This window comes from Rhizobium binxianense (genome assembly GCF_028994275.1).
GTDB lineage: Bacteria > Pseudomonadota > Alphaproteobacteria > Rhizobiales > Rhizobiaceae > Rhizobium > Rhizobium binxianense.
The window spans coordinates 992,140-1,015,186 of the sequence record NZ_CP118713.1; the positions used below are offsets into that span (position 1 = coordinate 992,140).

General features: G+C 60.9%; 25 protein-coding genes and 1 pseudogene. 10 read left to right on the forward strand and 16 right to left on the reverse strand.

Features of this window, described 5'->3' with window-relative positions; all coding sequences use genetic code 11:
• Positions 1–16: 16 nt before the first annotated feature.
• From PO860_RS04925 to PO860_RS04945, 5 genes are all read left to right on the forward strand, one after another.
• Positions 17–1,459 (forward strand): TadA family conjugal transfer-associated ATPase, encoded by a 1,443-nt coding sequence (locus tag PO860_RS04925; protein WP_183606288.1) that lies wholly within the window; start codon positions 17–19, stop codon positions 1,457–1,459.
• Positions 1,456–2,409 (forward strand): type II secretion system F family protein, encoded by a 954-nt coding sequence (locus PO860_RS04930; RefSeq protein WP_273884104.1) that lies wholly within the window; start codon positions 1,456–1,458, stop codon positions 2,407–2,409. The genes PO860_RS04925 and PO860_RS04930 overlap by 4 nt, the downstream gene beginning before the upstream one ends.
• A gap of 7 nt (positions 2,410–2,416) precedes the next feature.
• A complete protein-coding gene (locus tag PO860_RS04935; RefSeq protein ID WP_183606290.1) occupies positions 2,417–3,361 on the forward strand; it encodes a type II secretion system F family protein in 945 nt (314 codons plus the stop codon).
• Between the two features lie 15 nt (positions 3,362–3,376).
• Positions 3,377–4,681 (forward strand): DUF8689 domain-containing protein, encoded by a 1,305-nt coding sequence (locus PO860_RS04940; RefSeq protein WP_273884103.1) that lies wholly within the window; start codon positions 3,377–3,379, stop codon positions 4,679–4,681.
• A 61-nt stretch (positions 4,682–4,742) separates the two neighbouring features.
• Positions 4,743–5,312 (forward strand): hypothetical protein, encoded by a 570-nt coding sequence (locus PO860_RS04945; RefSeq protein WP_273884102.1) that lies wholly within the window; start codon positions 4,743–4,745, stop codon positions 5,310–5,312.
• A 120-nt stretch (positions 5,313–5,432) separates the two neighbouring features.
• Here the strand turns inward: PO860_RS04945 and PO860_RS04950 are convergent, their stop codons facing one another.
• The gene (locus PO860_RS04950; protein ID WP_183606668.1) at positions 5,433–5,957 is read right to left on the reverse strand and encodes a tetratricopeptide repeat protein; all 525 of its coding nucleotides are present in this window, start codon (positions 5,955–5,957) and stop codon (positions 5,433–5,435) included.
• Positions 5,958–6,216: 259 nt separating this feature from the next.
• Between PO860_RS04950 and PO860_RS04955 the strand changes: the two genes are divergently transcribed.
• The gene (locus PO860_RS04955) at positions 6,217–6,720 is read left to right on the forward strand and encodes a hypothetical protein (RefSeq protein ID WP_273880589.1); all 504 of its coding nucleotides are present in this window, start codon (positions 6,217–6,219) and stop codon (positions 6,718–6,720) included.
• A 71-nt stretch (positions 6,721–6,791) separates the two neighbouring features.
• Here the strand turns inward: PO860_RS04955 and PO860_RS04960 are convergent, their stop codons facing one another.
• The 4 genes from PO860_RS04960 to PO860_RS04975 all read right to left on the reverse strand — a co-directional run bounded on the left by PO860_RS04960 (position 6,792) and on the right by PO860_RS04975 (position 12,436).
• Positions 6,792–8,276, reverse strand: a complete 1,485-nt coding sequence (locus PO860_RS04960; protein ID WP_275038203.1) for a glycosyltransferase family 39 protein — start codon at positions 8,274–8,276, stop codon at positions 6,792–6,794.
• Entirely contained in the window at positions 8,277–9,776 is a 1,500-nt protein-coding gene (locus PO860_RS04965) for a glycosyltransferase family 39 protein (RefSeq protein ID WP_273884100.1), read from the reverse strand. It lies immediately after the preceding gene.
• 12 nt (positions 9,777–9,788) lie between these two features.
• Complete coding sequence (locus PO860_RS04970) at positions 9,789–10,805, reverse strand: glycosyltransferase family 2 protein (protein WP_273884099.1); 1,017 nt, start codon at positions 10,803–10,805, stop codon at positions 9,789–9,791.
• Between the two features lie 137 nt (positions 10,806–10,942).
• The gene (locus PO860_RS04975; protein WP_273880593.1) at positions 10,943–12,436 is read right to left on the reverse strand and encodes an ArnT family glycosyltransferase; all 1,494 of its coding nucleotides are present in this window, start codon (positions 12,434–12,436) and stop codon (positions 10,943–10,945) included.
• A 180-nt stretch (positions 12,437–12,616) separates the two neighbouring features.
• On the opposite strand from PO860_RS04975, the gene PO860_RS04980 reads away from it, so the two are divergent.
• A complete protein-coding gene (locus PO860_RS04980; protein WP_183606298.1) occupies positions 12,617–13,579 on the forward strand; it encodes a lysylphosphatidylglycerol synthase domain-containing protein in 963 nt (320 codons plus the stop codon).
• On the opposite strand, the gene PO860_RS04985 is transcribed toward PO860_RS04980, so the two are convergent.
• The 4 genes from PO860_RS04985 to PO860_RS05000 are packed head-to-tail and all read right to left on the reverse strand — an operon-like array spanning position 13,547 to position 15,886.
• On the reverse strand, positions 13,547–14,785 hold the full coding sequence (locus PO860_RS04985; RefSeq protein ID WP_275038204.1) for an RNA polymerase sigma factor: 1,239 nt from the start codon (positions 14,783–14,785) through the stop codon (positions 13,547–13,549). The genes PO860_RS04980 and PO860_RS04985 overlap by 33 nt on opposite strands.
• An 8-nt stretch (positions 14,786–14,793) precedes the next feature.
• Positions 14,794–15,153: a YciI family protein gene (locus PO860_RS04990; protein WP_273884098.1), complete on the reverse strand. Its 360-nt coding sequence runs from the start codon at positions 15,151–15,153 to the stop codon at positions 14,794–14,796.
• A 3-nt stretch (positions 15,154–15,156) separates the two neighbouring features.
• Positions 15,157–15,516 (reverse strand): YciI family protein, encoded by a 360-nt coding sequence (locus PO860_RS04995; protein WP_183606301.1) that lies wholly within the window; start codon positions 15,514–15,516, stop codon positions 15,157–15,159.
• 10 nt (positions 15,517–15,526) lie between these two features.
• Positions 15,527–15,886, reverse strand: a complete 360-nt coding sequence (locus PO860_RS05000) for a YciI family protein (protein WP_273884097.1) — start codon at positions 15,884–15,886, stop codon at positions 15,527–15,529.
• Between the two features lie 154 nt (positions 15,887–16,040).
• Here PO860_RS05000 and PO860_RS05005 point away from each other — a divergent pair, with 154 nt between their 5' ends.
• Entirely contained in the window at positions 16,041–16,256 is a 216-nt protein-coding gene (locus PO860_RS05005; RefSeq protein ID WP_246718223.1) for a hypothetical protein, read from the forward strand.
• Positions 16,257–16,265: 9 nt separating this feature from the next.
• Here PO860_RS05005 and PO860_RS05010 read toward each other — a convergent pair whose 3' ends face one another.
• From PO860_RS05010 to PO860_RS05020, 3 genes are all read right to left on the reverse strand, one after another.
• Positions 16,266–17,768, reverse strand: a complete 1,503-nt coding sequence (locus PO860_RS05010) for an AMP nucleosidase (protein ID WP_183606304.1) — start codon at positions 17,766–17,768, stop codon at positions 16,266–16,268.
• A 141-nt stretch (positions 17,769–17,909) separates the two neighbouring features.
• Positions 17,910–18,089 (reverse strand): hypothetical protein, encoded by a 180-nt coding sequence (locus tag PO860_RS05015; protein WP_183606305.1) that lies wholly within the window; start codon positions 18,087–18,089, stop codon positions 17,910–17,912.
• Positions 18,090–18,356: 267 nt separating this feature from the next.
• Positions 18,357–18,695: a DUF2147 domain-containing protein gene (locus PO860_RS05020; RefSeq protein WP_183606306.1), complete on the reverse strand. Its 339-nt coding sequence runs from the start codon at positions 18,693–18,695 to the stop codon at positions 18,357–18,359.
• 444 nt (positions 18,696–19,139) lie between these two features.
• Between PO860_RS05020 and PO860_RS05025 the strand changes: the two genes are divergently transcribed.
• Positions 19,140–19,406 (forward strand): SEL1-like repeat protein, encoded by a 267-nt coding sequence (locus tag PO860_RS05025; protein WP_028755922.1) that lies wholly within the window; start codon positions 19,140–19,142, stop codon positions 19,404–19,406.
• Between the two features lie 131 nt (positions 19,407–19,537).
• Here the strand turns inward: PO860_RS05025 and PO860_RS05030 are convergent, their stop codons facing one another.
• The 3 genes and pseudogenes from PO860_RS05030 to PO860_RS22275 form a co-directional block, all read right to left on the reverse strand.
• Positions 19,538–20,653 carry a pyridoxal phosphate-dependent aminotransferase gene (locus PO860_RS05030; protein ID WP_273884096.1) on the reverse strand — a complete coding sequence of 372 codons (1,116 nt, stop codon included), beginning with the start codon at positions 20,651–20,653 and terminating at the stop codon, positions 19,538–19,540.
• A 104-nt stretch (positions 20,654–20,757) separates the two neighbouring features.
• Complete coding sequence (locus PO860_RS05035; protein ID WP_273884095.1) at positions 20,758–21,159, reverse strand: PilZ domain-containing protein; 402 nt, start codon at positions 21,157–21,159, stop codon at positions 20,758–20,760.
• Between the two features lie 194 nt (positions 21,160–21,353).
• Positions 21,354–21,455, reverse strand: a pseudogene (locus tag PO860_RS22275) (DUF2177 family protein); the annotation flags it as partial.
• 124 nt (positions 21,456–21,579) lie between these two features.
• Here PO860_RS22275 and PO860_RS05045 point away from each other — a divergent pair.
• On the forward strand, positions 21,580–22,026 hold the full coding sequence (locus PO860_RS05045) for a baeRF12 domain-containing protein (RefSeq protein ID WP_183606310.1): 447 nt from the start codon (positions 21,580–21,582) through the stop codon (positions 22,024–22,026).
• Between the two features lie 69 nt (positions 22,027–22,095).
• On the opposite strand, the gene PO860_RS05050 is transcribed toward PO860_RS05045, so the two are convergent.
• Positions 22,096–22,962, reverse strand: coding sequence for a LysR family transcriptional regulator (locus PO860_RS05050; RefSeq protein WP_272783345.1), 867 nt, complete (start codon positions 22,960–22,962; stop codon positions 22,096–22,098).
• Positions 22,963–23,047: the final 85 nt, after the last annotated feature.

Genomic DNA, 23,047 nt, shown 5'->3' on the forward strand with positions numbered 1-23,047 from the left:
TTCGGGGGCGGGAAACATGGCGAACGGTATCATCGGGCGTTTCTACAAGCAGCGGGGGGAAATCCGGGAGGATCTGGAGGCGCCCGAACTGTCTTTGGTCGGCGCAGTTGAGAACATGCCTGCCCAACCCTCCGACAGCGCCACGCCGAGCGAAGAAGAGGCTTCACTCGGGCCGGACATGGTTTCCGAGCGGGTCAATCTGCACCGCTACCTGCTCGATCGCATCAACCTCGGCATCCTCGACACACTCGACAACGAAGAGATCGCCACCGAGATCCGGCCGTTGGTCAAGGACTATATCCGAAACAACAATTTTCCGCTGAATGCCAAGGAAATCAATGATCTGATCCGCGATATCACCGACGAGATGCTGGGGCTCGGACCGATCGAGCCGCTTCTGGCCGACGATACGATCGCGGATATTCTCATCAACGGTTACAATAGCGTCTATGTCGAGCGGAGCGGCAAGCTCGAGAGTACCGCCGTCCGGTTCAAGGACGAGGACCACCTGTTGCGGGTGATCAACAAGATCGTCTCGGCGGTTGGACGCCGCGTCGACGAGTCGACGCCGATGGTTGACGCCCGCCTCAAGGATGGCTCGCGTGTCAACGTCGCCATCCGGCCGATCTCGGTCGATGGACCGCTCGTTTCCATCCGCAAATTCACGCGCAAGCCGCTGACGATGGAGCGCCTGGTGCAATATGGCGCCATGGCCGATGCGATGCGCATCCTTCTCAGCGCCGCGGTCAAGGGCAAGGTGTCCATGGTCATTTCAGGCGGCACCGGTTCCGGCAAGACCACCTTGCTCAACGCTCTCTCGTCGCAGATTTCGCCAAAGGAGCGCCTGATCACCATCGAGGATGCGGCCGAGCTTCAACTGCAGCAGCCGCATGTCGGGCGTCTGGAAACCCGGCCGCCGACGCTCGACGGACGCAACGAGATCCGTCAACGCGAACTTTTGAAAAACGCCCTGCGCATGCGTCCCGACCGCATCATCGTCGGCGAAGTACGCGGTGACGAGGCGTTCGACATGCTGCAGGCGATGAACACCGGTCACGAGGGATCGATGACGACCATTCACGCCAACACGCCGCGCGACGCCGTCGGCCGGCTTGAGCAGATGGTCGGCATGGCAGGGATGCCGATGTCGCAGTTGAGCATTCGCTCGCAGATCTCCTCCGCCATCACCATGATCGTGCAGGTCCAGCGCCTGAGTGACGGCACGCGCAAAGTTGTCTCGATTTCCGAGATCACCGGCATGGAAGGTGAAGTCGTGCAGATGCAGGAGATTATGAAATTCAAGAAAATCGGCACCGATGAAGGCGGGCGGATCCATGGAGAATTCCGCGCCACCGGCATCCGGCCGCGGTTCGTCGAGGAATTTGCCGAACTCGGGATCGAAATCCCCGTGACGATTTTTGATCCCGGCAAACCGCTGCAGACGGGACCTGTTCAATGATCCTGCTTCTCCTTTACGCGGCCGTTTTTACCGCCGCCCTTGTTGCTGTCGAAGCGATCATGCGCGGCTATTTCAAGACATCCGAACGCCACCGCGCTGTGAACCATCGGCTGAGCTTGCTCGAGGTCAGCGATGATCATCGCAAGACCTATGGCGATATGCTCAAGGAGCGCGGCGCCGCAACCAGTTGGCGGCAGACCCCGTTGATGCAGCGGCTGCTGCGGTTCTACGCCCAGTCGGGAATCAAGTTCGATGCCAAGCGTTTTGCTCTCTACGCGATCGCGGGCGCTCTTTTGACGTGGCTGGTCGTCCAGATCCTCCTGCCGAGCACTCTGTTTAGGGTGCCCGCCTTTCTGCTGATCTGCCTTCTCATCCCCGCACTCGTCGTCTGGCGCGCCCGGGTGCGCCGCATGAGGAAATTCGAACTGAAGCTTCCTGAAGCGCTCGATGTCGCCAATCGCAGCTTGGCCGCAGGCCACCCGCTGCCGGCGGCGATTTCTTTGGTGGCGCGCGAGATGCCCGATCCGATCGGCACCGAGTTCGGCCTGCTCTCGGATGAACTCACCTACGGCGTGACGCTGGACGATGCCCTCGTCAACTTGGCCGACCGGGTCGGCGTCGAGGATCTGAACCTGCTTGCGATATCGCTGAGCGTACAGGCGGGAACCGGCGGAAACCTCGTGGAGATCCTGCAGAACCTTTCGAAGACGCTGCGAGACCGCACGCTGCTGAAGGCAAAGGTCAGGGCGATTTCCTCGGAAGGACGCATCACGGCGATCTTCATGTCGATGTATCCGTTTCTGCTCTACGCGATGATCAAGACCTTGTCGCCGACCTACTTCGACCCTGTCTGGGATAGCGGCCACGGAACCATTGTCGTGAGCGTGCTGCTGGCGGTCATGGCGATCGGGAATGTCATTCTCTACAAGATGGTCAACTTCGAGTACTGAGGCTGTTATGTCGAGTGAGTATGGAATTTACCTCATCGTCTTCTTTGCAGTGCTGATCTTTTCCGCAGCAGCATCGGAATTGTTTTTTCGCCAGCGCGAGGTCTCGGTTCGGGTGTCGAAGAGCTCTGCGGCAACAGGCGAAGAGTTCCACCTTGTCGATACGACGATTGCCGATCTCGGCGAGGCGGAAAACCGGTTGATCCGTCGTTATTTCGAGATTACCCGGCGTGACACCAATGTGAACTCTACTCAGAACCGGCTGATCAGGGCAGGCTATTTCGCCGCCGGTGCCGTGACCACCTTTCAGGTGGTTCGCGCCGTGGTATGTATCGGCGTGCTGGTCGCGGCGGTCTGGGTTCTCAATTGGGTCTCGCCTGATATGTCGGGGGTGGCGACGCTGATCGTTGCCATGTTTGCCGCGGGCTCCACCTTTATTCTGGTCAACATCTATATCGACCGGCGTGGCGCCGCCAAGGAGAGGGAATACCGCCGCCTTTTTCCCGATTTCATGGATATGCTGATCGTCTGCCTCGATGCGGGCATGAGCATCGAGGCGGCGGCGAACCGCGTTGCCCGGGAATTCGTCGATAAGCGTCAGGACTTCGGCCTGCATCTTTCGATCATGATGCTGGAAGTGCGGGGTGGCCGGCGATTGCGCGAGGCGCTCGCGAACCTTGCCGTCCGCCTGCGGATTGACGAAGCCCGGGCCCTATCCGTTCTGTTCCGCCAATCAGAGGAACTCGGGACCAGTGTAACGCAGACGTTGCGGGTCTACTGCAAGGAAATGCGCGACATCCGTATTATTCGCGCCGAGGAAAAGGCAAACGCCCTGCCGGTCAAGATGCTGCTGCCGCTCGGCGCGTTCCTTTTTCCGGTAAGTCTCATCATCGTTCTCGTTCCCGTCGTTATGCGAGTCGTCAGTCTTCTTGTCAGCATTAAACCCGGCGGTTGAGCCAAGCGAGGTCGTATGCAGTATTCGCTCGAACAGAATCGTCACGAGGCCATCATTTCCCTCGATCCGCGTATGCCGATGGCACCGGCAGGCATCGAACAGGCCGGACTGGATCCGTCGTTCCTGCTTCGGCTGGCGTCAAAATGCGCGGCCGAGCAGGATACGACCACGGCATCTCATCTGGCCGACCGGATGAAATTGCCGAAAGTGATCGTCAATATCCTGATCAAGGAGCTCGTGAAACTCGCCTATCTCGAGGCGCGCGGCCTGGCTGGTGAGGATGTGCGATCCGATATTCGATATGCGCTTTCCATGAAGGGGTTCGAATATGCCCACGCGGCGTCGCGTCAAAGCCAATATGTCGGCCCGGCGCCGGTATCGCTGGACGCGTTCTGCCGGCAAGTCGGTTTGCAGTCCATCCATCACGAGCGCGTGACCCCGGAGCGGCTGAACGACAGCCTTGACGGGCTGGTGCTCTCGGACGCCTTGGTCGAAAAGCTCGGCCCGGCCATCAACTCCGGTCGCTCTATCCTGCTTTACGGACCACCCGGCAACGGAAAGACGAGCATCGCCGAGCGGACGTCGCAACTGTTTCGCCAAACGATCTGGGTGCCCTATGCCATCGAGGTCGGCGGCCATGTCATCAGTTTCTATGACGAAGCCGTGCATCACCCCGTATCGGAGGCTGACACGGGATCCCATCCGAAAGCGGATCAACGATGGATCGAATGCCGCCGTCCGGTGATCAAGACGGGCGGGGAACTGACCCTCGATCAGCTCGACCTCACCTTCAACGAGGGACCGAATGTCTACGAAGCGCCCATCCACTTGAAGGCATCAGGCGGCGTTTTCATCATCGACGACTTCGGCCGCCAGCAAGTAGCGCCGCAAGCGCTCATCAATCGCTGGATTGTGCCGCTCGAGCGCGGCTATGACTTCCTGACGCTGCACACCGGCAAGAAGTTCAAGGTTCCCTTTGACGAGCTGGTGGTATTTTCGACAAATATCGCTCCGAAGGACCTTTCCGACGAGGCGGGTTTGCGGCGACTCAAGTATAAGATCTTTGTGAACACGCCGTCGCGCGACGAATATATCAGAATTTTCAAATCCTATGCCAGCAGCACCGGATTGGCTGTCTGTGATCCAGACCTGAACCTGTTCTACGATCGCAAGTACAAAGGCGATGTGCTCGCGTCTTGCTACCATCCGAAATATCTTCTGGATTTCGTCGGATCTTACTGCGAGTTCAACGGCATAGCCGGAAACGCGTCGCTCGATATGCTCGAACGGGCGTGGGAAGGTGTCTTCACGTCGGAATGATTGCGGACCTGGCACTGATCGCGGCCAACGCAGATTTGATGACTTACGGGGGAGTAAACGAATGACCAGCATTCCGAATATCGAGGTCGAAGCAGACCGCGCAAAACCAAGCAAGACGCCAGCAATAGAGCCGAGAGGCTCAAAAAGCCCGTTGCTCGTCGGTTTGCTCCTGATGCTCCTGCCTGTGAATGCCGGCGTTCTCATCTATACCGCAAAAAGCTCTGCGGATGTTCGCGAGAGCCGCGAGACCATTGCCGCGCTCAAAAGGTCCATCGATGGCCTGAGAGGACAAATGGAAAAGCAGTCGGGCCACATCGCGGACAATGCCAAGGCCGACGACGTCGCCCTTATCCGCCAGGAGATGGATAGCCTGCAAAAGGCTATTTCGTCGATGAACGAACGGATGCGCAGCGACACCAGCGTCACACGTATGGGGTCCGCCTTGGTCCTCAGTGCGCCCGGCAAGGAACCGGCACAATTTTTCGCACCCCGTGCCATGCCGGCGGAAACGCAAACTCCGGATAACACTCTTGCATCCATCGAAGCCGGGGGCATTTCAGTGAGTGACCTGCCGCGCTACGAACGAACACTCTCGCCGGAAGGCCAGCTCATACTTCGCAAAGCGCGCTAAACAACGACGTCACCGAAATCTCCAAGGCAATCGTTAGACGCCGCCAGGAGGCGTCGCGCCGATGCGCGCAATGCGGCAAGGGCGCTCCAGCTCGATGCAGATTGCCGATCGCTGAAGGACTTATCCCCGCTGAGCGTAATTCACGCTGTTCTTCATTAATTCGAGATTGCGGGCAGTGATTTCGTTTCCGGGATCAAGCTCATAGGCTTTCAGGAAATACCGCCTGGCCGTGCGCAAGTCACCGCGTAACAGGTGAGAATATCCGATATTGTTGTAGTAGACCGGGGTGTTGCCGATCATTCGTGAGAGTTGCTGGTAGGCGCGGTCGGACGTGTCGAAGCGGGCAACCATGTCGGCGGAGGCCGCCAAGCCTAACCAAGCGGCCGGATCCTGCGGAAAAACGTCAACCGCCCGCTTGTAAATGGCGTAAGATTTTCCGTAGTTCTTTTCCTGAAACTGCAGTTTGCCGGTGGTGATCAACTCGTCGTTCTTATAGAAGGCGACGGCTGAGTCATCCTCGACGGTTTTTGCACTATCGCCATAAGCAGCCAGGCCATCAACGCCGGATGACTGGCAACCAGCTAAAATCGCTCCAGTCGCTATCAAAAGCGCAATGCATTTAGTCCCAGCTCTGATCTGCAACATTGGCAATTTGATCCCCATCAGACACTCTTACCTAAGACTCGGATGCGTTCACCGGCGATCATCGTAAAAAAAAGCTAACAACTCAAGAATTTAAGCATATACTCACAAAAAAGCGACAGAGGCGGTCTTCGCCGGAATGCGACAGCGTGATAAAAATGCCTACTATCCAAAGTAGGCATCATCTGCCCCCCGTGACTCCCTGAGTGGAAATCAATCAACGCCGCCTATCCCCTCGTCAGGTCAAAGGATGGAACGCCGCATGCGGATCGCTATTTCCACGCTGATGCGACTGGGGCCATCGCTGGCTTACGCGATAGCATCGATCTTCGTTCTCAGCATGCCACTCCTGGAAAGCCACCCCTCAAGTGCCTTCGCCTGGTGGCTTTACATGACGATACTTCCGGTCATGCGCGAGCCCATCTATCTGCTTTTGGCGGTACCCGGCCTTGGAATTTGGAGCGCCACGGTCCTGTTGATGCTTGCATCGATTTTCGGGATTCGAGTGGCCATGCAGCCGCAAAGACACCGCCGGTCAGGATTCATCCATGCCCATATCGCGCTGATCGCGACCGGTCTGACCATGGTGCGGGAAGCCGTTGCGCAAGCCGGCCTTTCCGAGTTTGCGCTGCCTCAATTTCAACGGGGCGACTGGTCGTTCCTGCCGCTATCCCAACCGCTTGGGACCTTCCTTTTCATATCCGTGTTTTTGGCCTGCATTTGCAGCCATTTGACAGTCATCAAGCGTGCAATATCGGCGGGATAGAAGAGGGTTGAACCCCTCCGCCGGAGGCGCGGCAAGAGGTGCCGCGCGTTGCGGCAGCACGCTTGTTGCGCTCAGGGATGCTGGTTGACCCAGGCATAACCGAAACGATAGCGGTCGTCGCCGCGCTGATAGAAATAGGGCGCGTCGATCACCAATGCCTCAGGCGTGGATGCGCCGAGATTGGTTTGCAGCCATTCCGCCATATCAGGCGGCAGCGCTTCGCTTCCGCCCTTGGGGAGCAGCCAGACGAGGAGAAGCGGGCGCCGGCCGGAGAGATTCGGGCTGAAGCCGGGGTAATCCACCGAGAGGACCGGCACGCCGGGAATATCCTGTCTGAGATTGCCGGCAAGCAGGCTGTCGCCGGCAAGGACCGCTGCCGGTTCGGCCTGTTGGCGCAGGTTTTCCAACATCGTGGCATAGGGCCTGTTCAGCCGCTCGTAATGGCCGGTGAAACGTGCGGCTGCGACGCTGCCGTAAAGGGCTGCCGGCACGCCGATCATGATGATGGCGATGACGGCCATGAACCGCCGGAACGCTCGGTCCGTCACGACGCCCGCTGCCTCGATCTTCAGGCAGAAATAGAGCGGCAGGATGAACAGCATCGGCACCAGCCAGCGATCCTTGATGCCGGCAGCACCGCCGAAGACGATCAACAGCAGAATGCCGACCAGGAAGACGAGCATCATCCGCTCGAACAGCCGCGTCCATTGCGAGCCCGCCGTCAGCGCCGGACGAAGGCCCTTGCCGAAGACGATGGCGAATACCGCCACGGTCAAGCCGGCAAAGCTGATGATGGCGAGAGCAAGCGAGCCGATACCCATGGCCACCTGCGCGGGATAGCTCGCATGGCCGCTCGCGGTCATCTTCTCCAGCGTGCGCGCGGTGGCGAAATCGAGATTGCCCTTCAGCCAGAAGAGATGCGGCAGGGTGATGATGAGCGCCACCGTCGCCGTCAGCAGCAGCCGCCAATCGAAGATCCGCGGCCGCAGTCGCGCATCCGAAAGCGCGGCAATCAGAGCTGCCGCCGGCAGGATCGCGAAATTATATTTGGCAAGCAGCCCGAAACCGATGCCGATGCCTGATATCAGATAGGAGGCAAGGCTTGGCTGCTTCAGGCTGCGAATGAAGCCGTAGATGAAGATGCTGGCCGAGAAGAACACGGCGACCGTATGCGTCAGGTCGCGCTGCATCTCGAAAGCCATCTGCGGGGTGGTCAGCAGCCCGAGCGTGGCGACGGCCACCAGCGCCTTGTCGCGCAGGATGAGCCGCGCGGTCAAGCCGTAGAGCAGGTAGGAAATGAACAGCAGAAGGTTCTTCACCACTGAAAGCGCGACAAGCGAGGCGCCTGTCAATTGAAAGACGGTATATTGCAGCCAGTTGTAGAAGGGTGGCTGCGGGCCGTAGCCGGCGGCAAGCCATTGCGAGCGGAAGACCTGTTCGGCCTCGTCGAGATCGAGCGAATGCGAGGTTGCGAGCCGCACGCCGACCTGAAACATGAAATAGGCGGCCAGCAGAGCGAAGATCCACCTGATGTCGCGAAGTTTGCTTTCGGTCATCTATTTGGTCTCCGGCTGCACCCAGGCGTAGCCGAGAGCGAAATTGTCGCCCTGGCGGCCGAAATAATAGGGAAGCGACAGCGAGCCGATCTCCTGCGCCGCAATGCCCGCCGCCGTCAGCGCCGATGAAAACCGATCCGGCATGGCCGCATCTGCAGCCGTCGCCGTCGTCTTGCCGCGCCAGACGATCAGCACCGGCCCCTTGGCTTCGGCATAGGCCGGAATGCCCGGTGCCGGAAAATCCGGGATCACCACCGGCACATCGGGAAACTGCAGCCGCATGTTGCCGCCGATATAGGTGTCGGAAGCGATCACCAGCGCCGGTCGCGCCTGTCGCGTCATCTCGCGCGAAAAACCCGCCATCGGCACATTCGGCCGGCTGTAGGTGCTGATCAGCCCGGCGCCGACGACGCGGAAGCCGAGTGCGATCAGCACGCAGGCCATCAGCACCGGCACCACCGGCCGGAAGCGGCGCAATCCGGCCGAAAGGTCGATGCCGGCCGCCTGCATTTTCGCCAGGAAATAGATCGGCAGCACCAGCAGGAACGGGTCGAGCCAGCGCTCACGCACCGTGGTGGAGCCGGTGACGAGCACGATCAGGACGATGCCGGCAAGGCTTGCGAGCATCATCCGCTCCATCATCCCGGTCCAGCGGTTTCCGGCCGAAAGCGCCCGGACAAAATCCCGGCGGAAGGCGGCGGCGAAGATCGCGACCGGCAGCGCCGCAAAGGCGACGATAGCGACGAGAAAGGCGAGAAGGCCCTTGCCGATCCGCATGATGCCGGCGGGTTCGTTGCCGGCGGCCATCTTGACCAGAGTATCGGAGGAGGCGAATGCGAGATTGTCTCGCAGCCAGATCGCATGCGGCAGGACGATGACGAGCGCGACAGTGATCGCGGCCAATATGCGCCAGTCGAACGCCCGGCGCCGCCATTCGGCATCGGGCAAGATGGCGATCAAGGCGGCGACCGGCATCAGCGCGAAATTATACTTCGAGATCAGCCCGATGCCGGTCGCAAGCCCGAGCAGGAGATAACTGCCGATATCGGGCCGGTCGAGCGTGCGGAAGAAACCGTAGAGAAACAGCGAGCTGGCAAAGAGCAGCGCCGTCGTGTGGGTCAGGTCCTGCTGGGCCATGTAGGAGACCTGGGGCAGGGTAATCAGCGCCAGCATGCCGACCGCGGCAAGCGCCTCGTCCTTCAGCGCGCGCCGCCCGGCAAGGCCATAGAAGAGATAGGATAGGAACAGCAGGATGTTCTTCGGAACGATCAGCGCGCCGATCGACATGCCCGTCAGTGAAACGACGGCATATTGCATCCAGTTATAGAAGGGCGGCTGCGGGCCGTAGCCCGCCAGCAGATATTGCGAGAAGAAGGACTGCTCGGCCTCGTCGAGCTCCAGCGAATGCGGGAGCGCGATGCGTAGCGCGATATTGAGCACGAAATAGGCCGCAAGCAGCAGGCCCGCGGTTTTGATCGTCCTCGTTACGCGCTCCAGCATCATGCCGCCGGCTTAGGCTTGGCTTTGATCGTCGAAGATCTGCCGCACGATATAATTCGGCGAGGCGTCGTCGCGGTAATAGGTGCGCGCGATCATTTCCGCCAGGATGCCGGTGGTGATCATCTGTACCGACGACAGCAGCAGCACGACGCCGACCATCAGCATCGGGCGCGTTCCGATATCGTTGCCCATGATGAACTTGTCGGAGCCGAGATAGATGAGGATCAGCATGGCGACCGCGCCAAGGCCAAGCCCCAGCGAGCCGAAGAAATGCCCCGGCCGCGCCTTGTAGCGCATGAAGAACATCACCGACAGCAGGTCGAGGATGACGCGGAAGGTGCGCGAAATGCCGTATTTCGAAACACCGTGCTCGCGGGCATGGTGAGTGACGGCCATCTCGCCGATGCGCGAACTCGGGACGACGCCGGCGACCCAGGCCGGGATGAAGCGGTGCATTTCGCCCATCAGCTTGACCTGCTTGATGATCGAGGCACGATAGATCTTCAGGCTGCAGCCGTAATCGTGCAGCTTGACGCCGGTGATGCGGCCAATCAGGTAGTTGGCGCACCAGGAGGGGATCTTGCGCAGCAACAGACCGTCCTTGCGGTTCTTGCGCCAGCCGACCAGGAGGTCGAGTTCGCGCCGTTCCAGCTCCGCGACCATCGCAGGAATGTCCTTCGGATCGTTCTGCAGGTCGCCGTCCATCGTTGCGATCAGCCGGCCCTGGGCGGTGTCGATACCGGCCTGCATGGCGGCGGTCTGGCCGAAGTTGCGCTGCAGCTCGACGATTCTAAGCGCCAGCCCGTCGCGTCCGACGAACTTGCGGGCGTTGACGAGCGTCGCATCCGTGCTGCCGTCATCGACGAGGATCAGCTCCCAGCGATGGGGATAGGCGGCCATCGCAGCCACGACACGCTCGACAAGCGGGCCGACGCTTTCCTCTTCGTTGAAAATGGGCACGACCAGCGACAGCTCGAGCGATTGTACCGGATCATTCGTACCGCGAATGGGCTCTACCGTTGTCTGCAACTTTCATCTCCAAAAGGCCGGGCGCCCGAGCAATCTTACTGCCGCCGCCGCGCTTGCGGAAGGCTAGTACATTAAGTGTCTGCCGGTTGCCAGCGGGCAATGCCGGTTTCCCCGCAATCGGTTGAGCTGGCGCAACGCTATTTCGCGCCTCCCTCCACCCAAGAGTAACCGATGGAGAAGCTGCGTTTGCCGTCACCGAATAGATAGGGCAGCGTCAGCGTCTTCAACTCCTGCAGATGAATGCCCGATTTGACGAGATCGTTGGCGAAACCGGGGGAAATCGTTGGGTCATCGGCGGTCTCGCCGCGCCAGATCACCAGCACCGGCCCCTTCGCCGTTGCATATTCGGGAACCCCGGAACCCGGGAAGAACGGGATGACGACGGGAACGTCGGGAAACTCCAGCTTCATGTTGCCGGCCACGAACTTGGTTCCGGCGACGATCAGAACCGGCTTGCGGGTCGCGGTCAGCTCAGCCGCGTAGCCGGAGAAGGGGACGTTCGTTCGCGTATAAGTGCCGATATATTGAATGCCGACGATCCGGAAAAGAAGGATCGACAGGATGACGACCATGAACACCGGCACCACGGGCCGGAAGCGGGCAAGGCCGGCGGAAAGATCGAGATCTGCGGTTTCCAGTTTCAGGAACAGATAGAGCGGCAGAACGAGCAGGCACGGGTCGAGCCAGCGCTCGTGGATATCGCTGGCGCCAGCAAAGAGGATCACGGCGACGAAGGCGATCAAGCTGATGACCATCATCCGCTCGATCACGCGGATCATCGGGCTGGAAGACGAGAGTGCGCGAAAGAAATCGCGCCGGAAGGCGGCGGCGAGGAGAACGATCGGCAATGCGACGAAGCCGAGGACGGCGATGACGAGGGACAGCAGTCCCTGTCCGATGCGCGGCAGGCCGGCAGGCGCCAGGTCTTCGGCGGTCATCCGCTCCAGCGTCGGCGCAGAAGCGCTGGTGAGATTGTCAGGCAGCCAGAGCGCATGCGGCAGCACGATCAGAATGGCGAGGGCGATCGCCGGCAGCAAACGCCAGTCGATGAGACGGCTGCGCCATTCCCGGTCCGGCAGCACGGCGAGGAGGGCGGCGGCCGGCAGGATGGCGAAATTGTATTTCGAGATCAGGCCGATGCCGGTGGCGATGCCGATGATCAGGTAGCTTGCGATCGTCGGCTGTCGCAGTGTGCGGAAAAAACCGAAGAGGAAGAGCGAGGTCGCAAACAGCAGGGCGACGGTATGCGTCAATTCGCGCTGCGCCATCAAACCCACCTGCGGCAGGGTGATCAGGCTCAGCATGGCGACGGCTGCGAGCGAACGGTTCTTCAGCACCTCGCGGGCCGCAAGCCCGTAGAACAGATAGCAGCCGAAGAGAATGATGTTCTTCGGCACCGACAGCACCCACATCGATATGCCGGTCACCGAAACGATGGCATATTGAATCCAGTTGTAGAAGGGCGGCTGCGGGCCGTAGCCTGCAAGCAGATATTGTGAATAGAAGGATTGCTCCGCCTCGTCGAGATCGAGCGTATGCGGCAAAGCGATGCGCAGCGCGATGTTGAGCAGGAAATAGACTGCCAGCAAAATGCTGGCGCTCGTAATGCTTCTGGTAATCCGCTCCAACATCGATCTCCATGTCAAGCCGGCAAGGCGTGTCATTTACCAGTCAGCACTCGGATCGTCGCCGGGGAAGCGCCTTCGCCCCCATCGCCATCAACTCCGCCGTTGTGCGCAACCTGCATTTCTCTTAAAAGGCCTGGCGACGGGACCGGTCCCATACCGACCCAAGCGAGGAATGCCTACTACATGAAGAGTTCGATCGTTGAAAGCCGGCAATCCTGGTTTATGCGTAATCGCATGACCGTTCTGACGGTCGTCATCGTCGCAGCCTATGCGCTCTTCATCCAATGGTTCTGGGGGTGGCCTGTCATCATCAGGCAGTGGGCCGATGTCGGCGCCGGCCCGGTGATCGGGGCGCTGGTCCTCCTGACGAGCACCTATTTCCTGCGCACCTGGCGCATTTATGATTATTTTCCGAAGGAGACGGCCGGCCGGTTCACGGTTCTCTTCCGCGTCACGCAGATCCACAATCTGTTGAACATCATGCTGCCCTTCCGCACCGGCGAGACCAGCTTTCCGCTGTTGATGCGCACGGAGTTCGGCATTCCGCTGACGCGCGGAACCTCGGCGCTGTTCGTCATGCGGTTGCTCGATCTGCACGCGCTTGTGGCTGCCGCCGGTATCGGTTTTGCCGTCGCTGCCGCCAATCCGATCGTGGCCTGGTCGCTCTGGACGGGTTTTCTGCTGCTGCCGGTCGCGGCTTTCGCCGCCCGTAAACCGCTGCTGCGCCTGGCCGCCAGGCTGCTGCCCGATAAGGCGCAGAAATTCGTCGTCGAGATCGAAAACGGCTTGCCGCTCGATGCCATCGCCTTTGCCCGCGCCTGGGCGATGACCATCGTCAACTGGCTGGTCAAGGTAATGGTGCTGGCCTGGGCGCTCGGCCTGATGGGCGTGCTGCCGATGGCGGCAAGCTTCGGCGGTGCGCTTGGCGGCGAGCTCTCCTCGGTGCTGCCGGTGCATGCGCCGGGCGGCGTCGGCACCTATCCGGCCGGCATCACCGCCGGCGCCATTGCCTTGGGCGCCTCGAGCGAGCGACTGGCTCTGGCGGCGCTGGCGCAGGCGAGCGTCAATGCCCACCTGTTGATCATCGTCTCGGCGCTCACCGGCACGGCGATCTCACTGCCGCTCGGGCGTCGCGCCAAGCTCTGAAATCCGCTTTCTCAGAAACGCCTGCTCCGGCTCCTGCCGGCAGAGCGACAGCGCCGTTTCATAGGCCGCGATCGCCTCTTGCCTCCGGCCAAGACGGCGCAGGAAGTCGGCGCGCGCCGAATGGGCGAGGTGATAGGCCTGCAGCTCTCGGCGGAGAATGGCGTCGATCAGATCCAGCCCCTTGGCCGGTCCTTCCGCCATCGCGATCGCCACGGCGCGGTTGAGTTCGACGATCGCCGAGGGCTGTGCGGCCAGAAGCAGATCGTAATAGAAGGCGATCCGCCGCCAATCGGTCTCCTCGGCGGTGGGCGCCCTGGCATGCTCGGCGGCGATCGCCGCCTGCAGCGTATAGCTGCCGATCTCTCCGGTCCGCATCGCCTCGGCAAGCAGCGCCAGGCCTTCGGTAATCTTCGCGCGATCCCAGAGCGAGCGGTCCTGATCGGCCAGCAGCACCAGCGATCCCTGCTCACTGCTGCGGGCGGAACGGCGGGAATCCTGCAGCAGTAGCAGCGCCAGCAGGCCGAAAACGTCGGGATGCGGCAGCAGCTGGAGAAGCAGCCGTGCGAGCCGTATCGCCTCTTCGCTCAGCTCGGCGCGGACCACATCTTCACCCGAAGAGGCCGAATAACCTTCGTTGAAGACGAGATAGATAACGTGCAGCACCTGGTCGAGCCGCGCAGGCAGCGCCTCGCGGGCGGGCACCTCGTAAGGGATGTTCGCCGCCCGGATCCTGCCTTTGGCACGCACGATCCGCTGTGCCACCGTCGGCGCCGGAACAAGGAAGGCATGGGCGATCTCTTCGGTGGTCAGCCCGCAGATTTCCCGAAGCGCCATCGCCATCTGCGCATCGGCGGGAATGGTGGGATGACAGCAGGTGAAGATCAGCCGCAGCATGTCGTCCTCGATCGGTTCCATATCGCCGATCTCCCTGGCATCCGGCGTGTAGAGGCTGTCCTCGATGTGGTGCTGCGAAGCCTCGAAGCGCGCCCGCCGCCTTATCGTATCGATCGCCTGGAAACGTCCCGTCGAAACCAGCCAGGCGAAGGGATTGCCGGGAATGCCGTCCGCCGGCCACGTCCGTGCGGCCGCCGCAAAGGCGTCGTGGAGCGCTTCCTCGGCCCGATCGAAATCGCCAAGCAGGCGGATCAGCGTCGCCAGCACCCGGCGCGACTGCGTTCGGTAGATTTCCTCGATCACGCTTTCCAAGGGGCACCTCAGTCCGGCAGGGTCAGCATTCTTACGGGCCTGAGTTCGACGGCGCCGAAACGCGCCGAAGGAATCCGCCCGGCAATCTCCCTGGCCTTCTCGATCCCAGGCGCCTCGATGACGTAGAAACCAGCCAGATGCTCCTTCGTTTCGACATAGGGGCCGTCGGTGACCGACAGCCTGTTGTCTCGAACACGCAGCACGGTCGCCTGATCAGGCATCTCAAGTGCATCGGCATGGATCATGATGCCGTCGCGACGCAACTCCTCGTCGAAGGCGAAATGCGCCTTGATGAGCTCATCGGTCTCTGCCGAGGTCAGTGTGCCGTCGGTGTCGGCGCAATTGTAGATCAGGCAGATGTAGCGCATGGTTCAGCACTCCTCCTTGATCGAATAGGCCGGCCGCACCTCGATCGAGCCGTAGCGCGCCACGGGAAAGGTGGCGGCGATTGTGGTTGCCTCTTCCATGTCTTTTGCCTCGATCAGCACGAAGCCGCCGAGATGTTCCTTGATTTCGGCGAAGGGGCCATCGGTCGCCGTCACCGCATTGTTGCGGACCCTGACCGTCACGGCCGTTGCGGGCTCACGCAGCGCCAGCGCCACCAGCAGGTGGCCGCTGTCGCGCAGCCTGTCATCGTTGATGATCGAATCCTGCGTCAGCTTTTCGCCGTCCTCGGCGGAAATGGCATTGATTTTTGCGGTTTCGAACCAGACCTGACAGAGATATTTCATCGCCGTCTCCTCACGTTTGCTTGCCGAAGACATGAATGGGCCGCACCTCGATCGCGCCGAGCTTGGCAAGCGGGATGCCGGCGGCAACGCGGATCGCTTCGTTGAGATCCTTTGCCTCGATCAGGATGAAGCCGCCGAGCGCCTCCTTCGTCTCGGCGAAGGGACCGTCCGTCACCGACATCTCGCCAGCCCGCACCCGCACGGTCACCGCCGCCTTCGGCGGCTGCAGCGCCTGGGCGACGATCATATGGCCGCTTTCGACAAGGTCCTTGTCATAGTTCCAGGAATTGGTGTCGAGTTCGGCCCTCTCCTCTTGTGTCATGGCGTCGAGTATCCCGCCATCGAACCAGACCTGACAGAGATATTTCATCGCAGACAGCCTCCTTGCGAGTGTTCATAACCCTGGACGACCGAGCTTCGCGCATTTCGACAGCCGCGGAAAAAATCTTTTGTGCCGGTCCGGTGTCGAAATCGCAAGGCAGCACTCGACAGGGCTTCGTCGAAACCTGTCGAGGAGAATGGCAATGAGTATTCTTGAAATCGCCCTGGCAAACCAGATCTGGGCGCGCCGCCGTGAAAAGCGCCAACTGGGGCTGGACGATACCGATGCGCTGAAGGTTCTCCAGCGTATCGCATTCGTCATCGTAGCCTTCACCCTGCTGATTTCAGGGTTGAACCTTGTCGCCGGCAGGCCGCAGATGCTGGCGGACGGCTCGGCGTCTGTTGTGGCAGGCAGATGAGGAAACGGCCTATTGGAAGGCCGTTTCGAAAAAGCTGCGCAGCTTGCGTGAATGCAGCGCTTCCTTCGGCATGGCGGCAAGCTTCTGCACGGCGCGGATGCCGATCTGCAGATGCTGGTTGACCTGCGTGCGGTAGAAGGCCGTCGCCATGCCCGGCAGCTTCAATTCGCCGTGCAACGGCTTGTCGGAGACGCAGAGCAGCGTGCCGTAGGGCACGCGGAAGCGGAAGCCATTGGCGGCGATCGTCGCCGATTCCATGTCGAGCGCGATGGCACGCGCCTGGGAGAGCCGCTTCACCGGCCCGCGCTGGTCGCGCAATTCCCAATTGCGGTTGTCAATCGTGCCGACGGTGCCGGTGCGCATGATGCGCTTCAGCTCGAAACCCTCATAGCCGGTGATTTCGGCAACGGCGGCTTCCAGCGCCACCTGCACTTCGGCGAGCGCCGGGATCGGCACCCAGACCGGCAGGTCGTCGTCGAGAACATGGTCCTCGCGCATATAGGCATGGGCGAGGACATAATCGCCGAGCCGCTGGCTGTTGCGGAGACCGGCGCAGTGGCCGAGCATCAGCCAGGCATGCGGGCGCAGCACGGCAACGTGGTCGGTGATCGTCTTGGCATTGGACGGACCGACGCCGATATTGATCATGGTGATCCCGGCATGGCCCTTCTTTTTCAGATGGTATGCCGGCATCTGCGGCAGGCGGGTGAGGGCGGAATCCGTTTCCGGCGCGTTCGAGCCGGGCAGGGTGACGAGATTGCCGGGCTCGACGAAGGCAGTATAGCCTTCGCCGCCCTCGGCCATCAGCTTGCGCGCCCAGCCGCAGAATTCATCGATATAGAACTGGTAGTTGGTGAACAGCACGAAATTCTGGAAATGCTCGGCATGCGTCGCCGTATAATGCGACAGACGGGCGAGCGAATAATCGATGCGTTGCGCGGTGAACGGTGCCAGCGGCGAGGGCTCTCCCGGCGGCGGGATATATTCGCCGTTGGCGATCTCGTCATCTGTGGTGTTGAGGTCGGGCGTGTCGAAGATATCGCGCATCGGAACGTCGATGAAGGCGTTGGTCGATGCTTCCACATGTGCACCCTCGCCGAAGGCGAAGTGCAAGGGGATCGGCGTCGTCGATTCCGAGACGATGACAGGAACATTGTGGCTCTTCATCAAGAGCGCCAGCTGCTCCTTCAGGTAATGCTTGAAGAGCTTCGGCCGGGTGACTGTCGTCGTATAGATGCCCGGTGCCGTGACATGACCATAGGAAAGCCGCGAATCGACATGGCCGAAGCTTGTCGTCTCGATGCTGACCTGCGGATAGAAAGCGCGGTAGCGCGAGGAGATCGGCGCGCCCTGTGCGAGTTCGGTGAAGCTCTGGATCAGGAACGCCGTATTGCGCTCGTAAAGCGCCGTCAGCGCTTCCACGGCCTTGGCGGGATCATCAAAACTCTCAGGCTGGAAAGGGGGCGGTGAGGATATGTCGAGCGGCGACAAAGGGGAGATTCGTTTGTTCATGACGCATTATAGAGAGTTGTTTTTGACAAGCAAACGACGCGCGCCAGCGGAATCCGATTATTTTATCTTGCCCGTCTGATGCGAATGCCTGTCGCCCAAAAGTGCGCAGCAGTTTGGGACAACGATGTGCATAAATCAAAGTTACTGCACCGATGGCGCGCAGAAGTTGCCGTTTCTCTCCAGGCAGGTATAGCTCGCGCCGAAATGCGACTGGGCGCCGCCGCCGCCTTTGTGCACCACGACGGCTGAAAATGTGATTGCGAAGATCGCCGCAAACAGCGTGATGATGCTGAAGCGTCTTGCCAGAATATAGATGTTCATCGCCTTACCCCCGATACGCACTTCATCGTGGCATGAGTTTTGCCATGCGACGGCTGAACGAGTGCTGAGATACCGGTTCATCCACCGTTCAGCTTGCGAGGCAGGCTCGGCTAGGTTGCGGAGAGGAGCGGTAAGCGGCCGTCGGGGAGTCGACGCCATTCGGCCCCGCCGTGTGGCTTAGCGGAGGGGCCGTAAAGGGCTTCGAAGCATGCCGACGCGCGGCTGCTTCTGCGTTTGAGATAAGCGTTGCGCAGGCATCCTATAACCTCAGAGCCGCGTCCAGGTCTGCGACTTGCAGAGGATCTTCATCACGCAGCCCTGCATCCTCAGCGAATCGCCGGAAATCTTGCCGGAGCCGCTATAGGTTTTCTCGGCGGCCGGGTCGGTGATCTCGCCGGCATAGCTGCCGTCGGTTCCGGCAAGCGTGCCGATCTTCCGGCCGGCATATTTGCCGGTCTTCAGCGTCACGCAATAACTGCCGCCGCAGGATGCGATCACCGCCGTATCGCCGGCGGCCGTCTTCCACTTGCCGACGATCGGCTCCTCGGCATGCGCGATACCCGCGATCACTGTCATGGCTGCGGCGAGAACGAAGCTGCGGATCATCTTTTCCTCCATGATGTCCTTGATCGCCCGCGAAAATAACTGACGCGAACGTAAAGGTAAATACGCGCCGTGGCTTCTCTGAAACCGGGTGAAAAACGCAAGAAAAAAGCCGTCTGGCGAACGTGCAGCGATGTCGCCTGCTGATTTCATGATGAACGATCCCTTTATTTTCAAATCTGAATCTTTCGTAAAATTGAAGCCGAAATCCTTAATTTGCAAGGCATCCGATGTTTAACAAAAACCCAAATTTACCAAGCATTTGCACTTTGTTTGTCTCAAATTAATCATGCATTTTAGGCGTTTTTTGAAAGCCGTTTGGCATAGTGAACCCATCAAACGAGCGGGGCAAACCCGCCGGACCCCAAGGGCCGCAAGCCGCGATAGACGGTAAGGCCCGGAGGTAAAACAGGGTAAGTCATAAACAGGCTAACAGGGATAAAACCGATGGCACGCTTTGAAATGCACAATGCTGAAACGGCCACCATGGGTGGCGACAACAACGCCGATGTCTTCTGCGAAATGGGTCTGATGTATGCGACCGGCCGCGGCTGCGAAGTCGATCTCGTCGCTGCCCACAAGTGGCTGAACATCGCCGCTATCAAGGGCAACGATCGCGCCGCCGAGCTTCGTGCCGACGTGGCCGCCGCCATGGACAAGATGCAGCTCGTCGCAGCGCTGCGCGCCGCCCGCGAGTGGATGACGGTTCACTGAAACCTGCCGGCATTCGGCAGGACGATATAACAACCTCGGAAGAGGGGGCTGGCGGGGCGCTTTTGGACGGGGCCGATGCCGGGAGAAGCGAGCCGCGACCGGGATCCTCCACCGGCCGCGGTTCTTTTGTTTTATCGGGTGACATTCTTCAGCACCTGCGGCAGCGCTTCTTCGACGAGTGCCATATCCGCCTCAGGCCCGACGCTGACGCGGATGCAGCGGTTGAGCGGCGCCACACCGGGCATGCGGATGAAGACGCCGTGCTCCATCAGGCCATCGACGATCGCCCGTGCGTACACGCCGTCGCGGCCGGTGTCGATCGCCACGAAATTCGTCGCCGAGGGCAGGGGCTCAAGAACGTTCGCCCGGGCGATGCCGCCGATCCGCTCCCTCGCTGCGTGGATTTTGCCGACCACCTCGGCGAGATAGGCCTGGTCCTTGAGGGCGGCGAGTGCTGCTGCCGTCGCCAGCCGGTTCATGCCGAAATGATTGCGGATCTTGTCGAAGGCCCGCGCCGTGCCCGGCGTCGAGATCACATAACCGATGCGTGCGCCGGCAAGCCCGTAGGCCTTGGAGAAAGTGCGGGTGCGAACGACGTTCGGCAGTTCGATCAGTGAGGCGATCGACGGCAGCGACCCTGCCGGCCCGGTTTCGCTATAGGCCTCGTCGAGCACCAGCAGCGTCGTCTCGGGCAGCGCCCGGGCGAAGGCGACGATGCTCTCGGCATCCCACCAGCTTCCCATCGGATTGTCGGGATTGGCGAAATAGACGAGCGACGCATTCTCGCGCTTCACGGCATCGAGCAGGCCGTCGAGGTCCTCGCGGTCGTTGGCGTAGGGAACGCTCACCAGCCGGCCGCCGAAACCGGTGACATGGAAGTTGAAGGTCGGGTAGGCGCCGAGCGAGGTGACGACGGGTGCACCCGGCTCGATCACCAAGCGGACGATCTGGCCGAGCAATTCGTCGATGCCGCTGCCGATGGCGATATTGGCGGCCGAGACGCCGAGATGGGCGCCTAGCGCTTGCCTCAGCGCGAAATTCTCCGGATCATTGTATTTCCAGATATTGCCGGCTTCCTCGCGCATCGCCGCAAACACCGAAGGGGCCGGGCCGAAGCCGTTCTCATTGGCGCCGATGCGCGCGAGAACGGCCAGTCCGCGCTGGCGCTCGATCGCCTCGGGGCCGACGAAGGGAACTGTGGTGGGCAGGGCGCTGGCGAGGGGGGTGAAGCGCGAAAAGGCGGACATGCGAAGGCAGTTTCCCGGGCATATTGACAATTGACGAAACAATAGGCCCGGGCCCGGCCAACGCAAGCAAGATTATTTCTGCAGCAAGCCTGTTACGGGACGGTTCACGCCCTGAAGATCGGCGCGCGCCGGGCGGCGATCGCTTCCATGTTGCCGACGAGGAAATCGGTGCGGACGACGCGGCGCAGGACCTCGGGGTCCATGATGTTGATGAACCGCACGCCGATGCGTTCCTTATGGCGGTAGACCTCGGCGCAGCCGATCCGATAGGCGAGGCCGAGAATGTTGAGATAATAATGCTTCGGCAGACCGGCCGTGGTCGACACGACGAACGTCGCGCCGCCCTGCGAGATATCGATGATCTCGGCGCTTCGCATGGAGACGCCGGTGAGGCACGGCCGGACGGCGACGATGCGGGCTGGCCGCTTGACGCTGAACTCTTCCCAACGCAGGTCGTAGATAGCGGACTTGACCGTGGCAAGGTGGGTGGCGCGGAGCATAGTCATCTTACATTCTCCGTCAGTCAGGGCACATTTGGGGTTCTTGCTCCAGCCAACGTCACATGAATGTTTTGCACATTCGTCAAAGATAAAATGACAATTTTAACGAGTTTAAATTTTGTTCCCAAGCGGGACGCCCGATGTGCATTATCGGGACGCGGGGCTTTCATTCGAGCCGGGGATTCTGCCGGCGAAATATCCGTCAGCGCCGTCGGTAAGGTGCCTCGGGCCATGTCGATGAGGCTATAGCCGAGCTGCCGGTAGCGCAGCTTGGCGAGATTGGTGATGTCGTAGCTGCCATAGACCGGCCGGAACGCCAGGCGTTCGATTTCGGCGCAATTTTCCCGAACTCTTTCAATTGCCGGGCGTTCTGCCTTGATCGATGAAGCACGGCGCGCTTCGAATGACGACAGCGAGGAGTTGAATATGACCAACGTCAAAATCCCTTGGGAATCATGGGTGGTGGTCTGTGATGGAGCCAAGGCTCTGATCATGCAGAATGCCGGCGATGCCAAGCTGATGAACCTGAAGGTGCTGGAAACTCTGACGCAGCCGAGCGCGCCGGATCGCGAGATTGGCGCCGATAAGCCCGGCCGGACCCATGCCGCAGACGGCTTCAGCGGCAGCGCTGTCGAGGAGACCAGCTGGCAGGATCAGGCCGAAGCCGAATTTCTGAAACAGGTGGCGGAAAAGCTCGATGAGCTGGTGCAGGAAAAGAATGCCCGTCGCATCGTCCTCGTTGCGCCGCCGAAGGCGCTCGGCACATTACGGCCGGCGCTCCGCGCCGATACGCAGGCGGTGATCACCGCTGAGGTGGCGAAGGATTATACCAATATGCCGGTCGACGAGATCGAGCGGCATCTGGCCGCCTGAGTCGCTCGCAGCCATGAGCCGTACGCAGTAACTTGAGGAAACGCGGGTCGAGAGGCCCGCGTTTTCGCGTCATGCCAGCGGTCGCTGCCCGGCGAACAGATCTTCATGACCGGCAAAGAGCGCCGCCAGGCGGTCGATGACGATCCTGACCTCCGGCCGTTGCCGCTCGTCGTCATGCGCAACGATCCACATGTCATAGGTCAGTTCGTCGATGAGAGGGCCGGCGCGGACGAGCTTGCGCTCCTGATCGCCGATGAAACAGGGGAGCACACCGCGGCCGGCACCGCCGCGGATCAGGTGAAACAGCATATGCGGCGTGTTCGTCCAGCTGGTGATCCAGTAATCCGGCTGTTCGAACGTCCATTTGTCGGCCGGCGTGATGGCGGTATCGGTGCCGAGCGAGATCCAGTTGCAGTTGGCCGCGTCATAATCTGCCGCCTGATAAGCCGCATGCGCCACCTTGCCCGAAGGACGAATCGCGACATTGCCGCTCTCCGGCCGGCTGTGGCGAATGGCGATATGCGCTTCCCGATAGGTGAAATCGACGCCTGTGTCGCAGGTCTTGTAGCACATGCGAAAGCTGTCCTTCGGCGTCCAGACGCTGCTGAGATGATCGGCGATGAAGCGCGAGGTCCAGCTGTCGGCGGCCGTCGAGACGATCGGCAGTGTCAGCACCTCGCCGCGCCAGTCGGAGATCGCACGCGCCGCATCCTGCATCAGCCGGACGCGATCGAGCAGTTCCTGTCCGTCCTTGGCGAGGAGATAGCCCGTCGGGCTGCGGGTAAAGAGCGAGCGGCCGGTCGCCCGTTCGAGCGCCAGCATGCGCCGGCCGATCGTCGGCGCGCTAATCCCGGTGCGCGCGGCTGCCGCCGAAAGCCCGCCGCCGGTCGCGACATGGAAGAAAAGTTGCAGGTCGTCCCAGCTCGCATCTTTCATGGATGAAAACCCCTTTCCCCCGCGCCTCTACATCCGAAGGGCGCGAAGGCTTAGCTCCAGTGCATGAGCCAATAGATGGAGGATG

Coding starts and splice junctions, on each gene's coding strand:
- PO860_RS05015 (WP_183606305.1), bottom strand. CDS start 18,089: ATGAACATCTATATTCTGGCAAGACGCTTCAGCATCATCACGCTGTTT.
- PO860_RS04960 (WP_275038203.1), bottom strand. CDS start 8,276: ATGACCGAAAGCAAACTTCGCGACATCAGGTGGATCTTCGCTCTGCTG.
- PO860_RS04945 (WP_273884102.1), top strand. CDS start 4,743: ATGACCAGCATTCCGAATATCGAGGTCGAAGCAGACCGCGCAAAACCA.
- PO860_RS04975 (WP_273880593.1), bottom strand. CDS start 12,436: ATGTTGGAGCGGATTACCAGAAGCATTACGAGCGCCAGCATTTTGCTG.
- PO860_RS04935 (WP_183606290.1), top strand. CDS start 2,417: ATGTCGAGTGAGTATGGAATTTACCTCATCGTCTTCTTTGCAGTGCTG.
- PO860_RS05020 (WP_183606306.1), bottom strand. CDS start 18,695: ATGATCCGCAGCTTCGTTCTCGCCGCAGCCATGACAGTGATCGCGGGT.
- PO860_RS05045 (WP_183606310.1), top strand. CDS start 21,580: ATGACCAACGTCAAAATCCCTTGGGAATCATGGGTGGTGGTCTGTGAT.
- PO860_RS04940 (WP_273884103.1), top strand. CDS start 3,377: ATGCAGTATTCGCTCGAACAGAATCGTCACGAGGCCATCATTTCCCTC.
- PO860_RS05005 (WP_246718223.1), top strand. CDS start 16,041: ATGAGTATTCTTGAAATCGCCCTGGCAAACCAGATCTGGGCGCGCCGC.
- PO860_RS04930 (WP_273884104.1), top strand. CDS start 1,456: ATGATCCTGCTTCTCCTTTACGCGGCCGTTTTTACCGCCGCCCTTGTT.
- PO860_RS05025 (WP_028755922.1), top strand. CDS start 19,140: ATGGCACGCTTTGAAATGCACAATGCTGAAACGGCCACCATGGGTGGC.
- PO860_RS04965 (WP_273884100.1), bottom strand. CDS start 9,776: ATGCTGGAGCGCGTAACGAGGACGATCAAAACCGCGGGCCTGCTGCTT.
- PO860_RS04980 (WP_183606298.1), top strand. CDS start 12,617: ATGAAGAGTTCGATCGTTGAAAGCCGGCAATCCTGGTTTATGCGTAAT.
- PO860_RS04990 (WP_273884098.1), bottom strand. CDS start 15,153: ATGCGCTACATCTGCCTGATCTACAATTGCGCCGACACCGACGGCACA.
- PO860_RS04955 (WP_273880589.1), top strand. CDS start 6,217: ATGCGGATCGCTATTTCCACGCTGATGCGACTGGGGCCATCGCTGGCT.
- PO860_RS05030 (WP_273884096.1), bottom strand. CDS start 20,653: ATGTCCGCCTTTTCGCGCTTCACCCCCCTCGCCAGCGCCCTGCCCACC.
- PO860_RS04950 (WP_183606668.1), bottom strand. CDS start 5,957: ATGTTGCAGATCAGAGCTGGGACTAAATGCATTGCGCTTTTGATAGCG.
- PO860_RS05010 (WP_183606304.1), bottom strand. CDS start 17,768: ATGAACAAACGAATCTCCCCTTTGTCGCCGCTCGACATATCCTCACCG.
- PO860_RS05050 (WP_272783345.1), bottom strand. CDS start 22,962: ATGAAAGATGCGAGCTGGGACGACCTGCAACTTTTCTTCCATGTCGCG.
- PO860_RS04995 (WP_183606301.1), bottom strand. CDS start 15,516: ATGAAATATCTCTGTCAGGTCTGGTTCGAAACCGCAAAAATCAATGCC.
- PO860_RS05000 (WP_273884097.1), bottom strand. CDS start 15,886: ATGAAATATCTCTGTCAGGTCTGGTTCGATGGCGGGATACTCGACGCC.
- PO860_RS04925 (WP_183606288.1), top strand. CDS start 17: ATGGCGAACGGTATCATCGGGCGTTTCTACAAGCAGCGGGGGGAAATC.
- PO860_RS05035 (WP_273884095.1), bottom strand. CDS start 21,159: ATGACTATGCTCCGCGCCACCCACCTTGCCACGGTCAAGTCCGCTATC.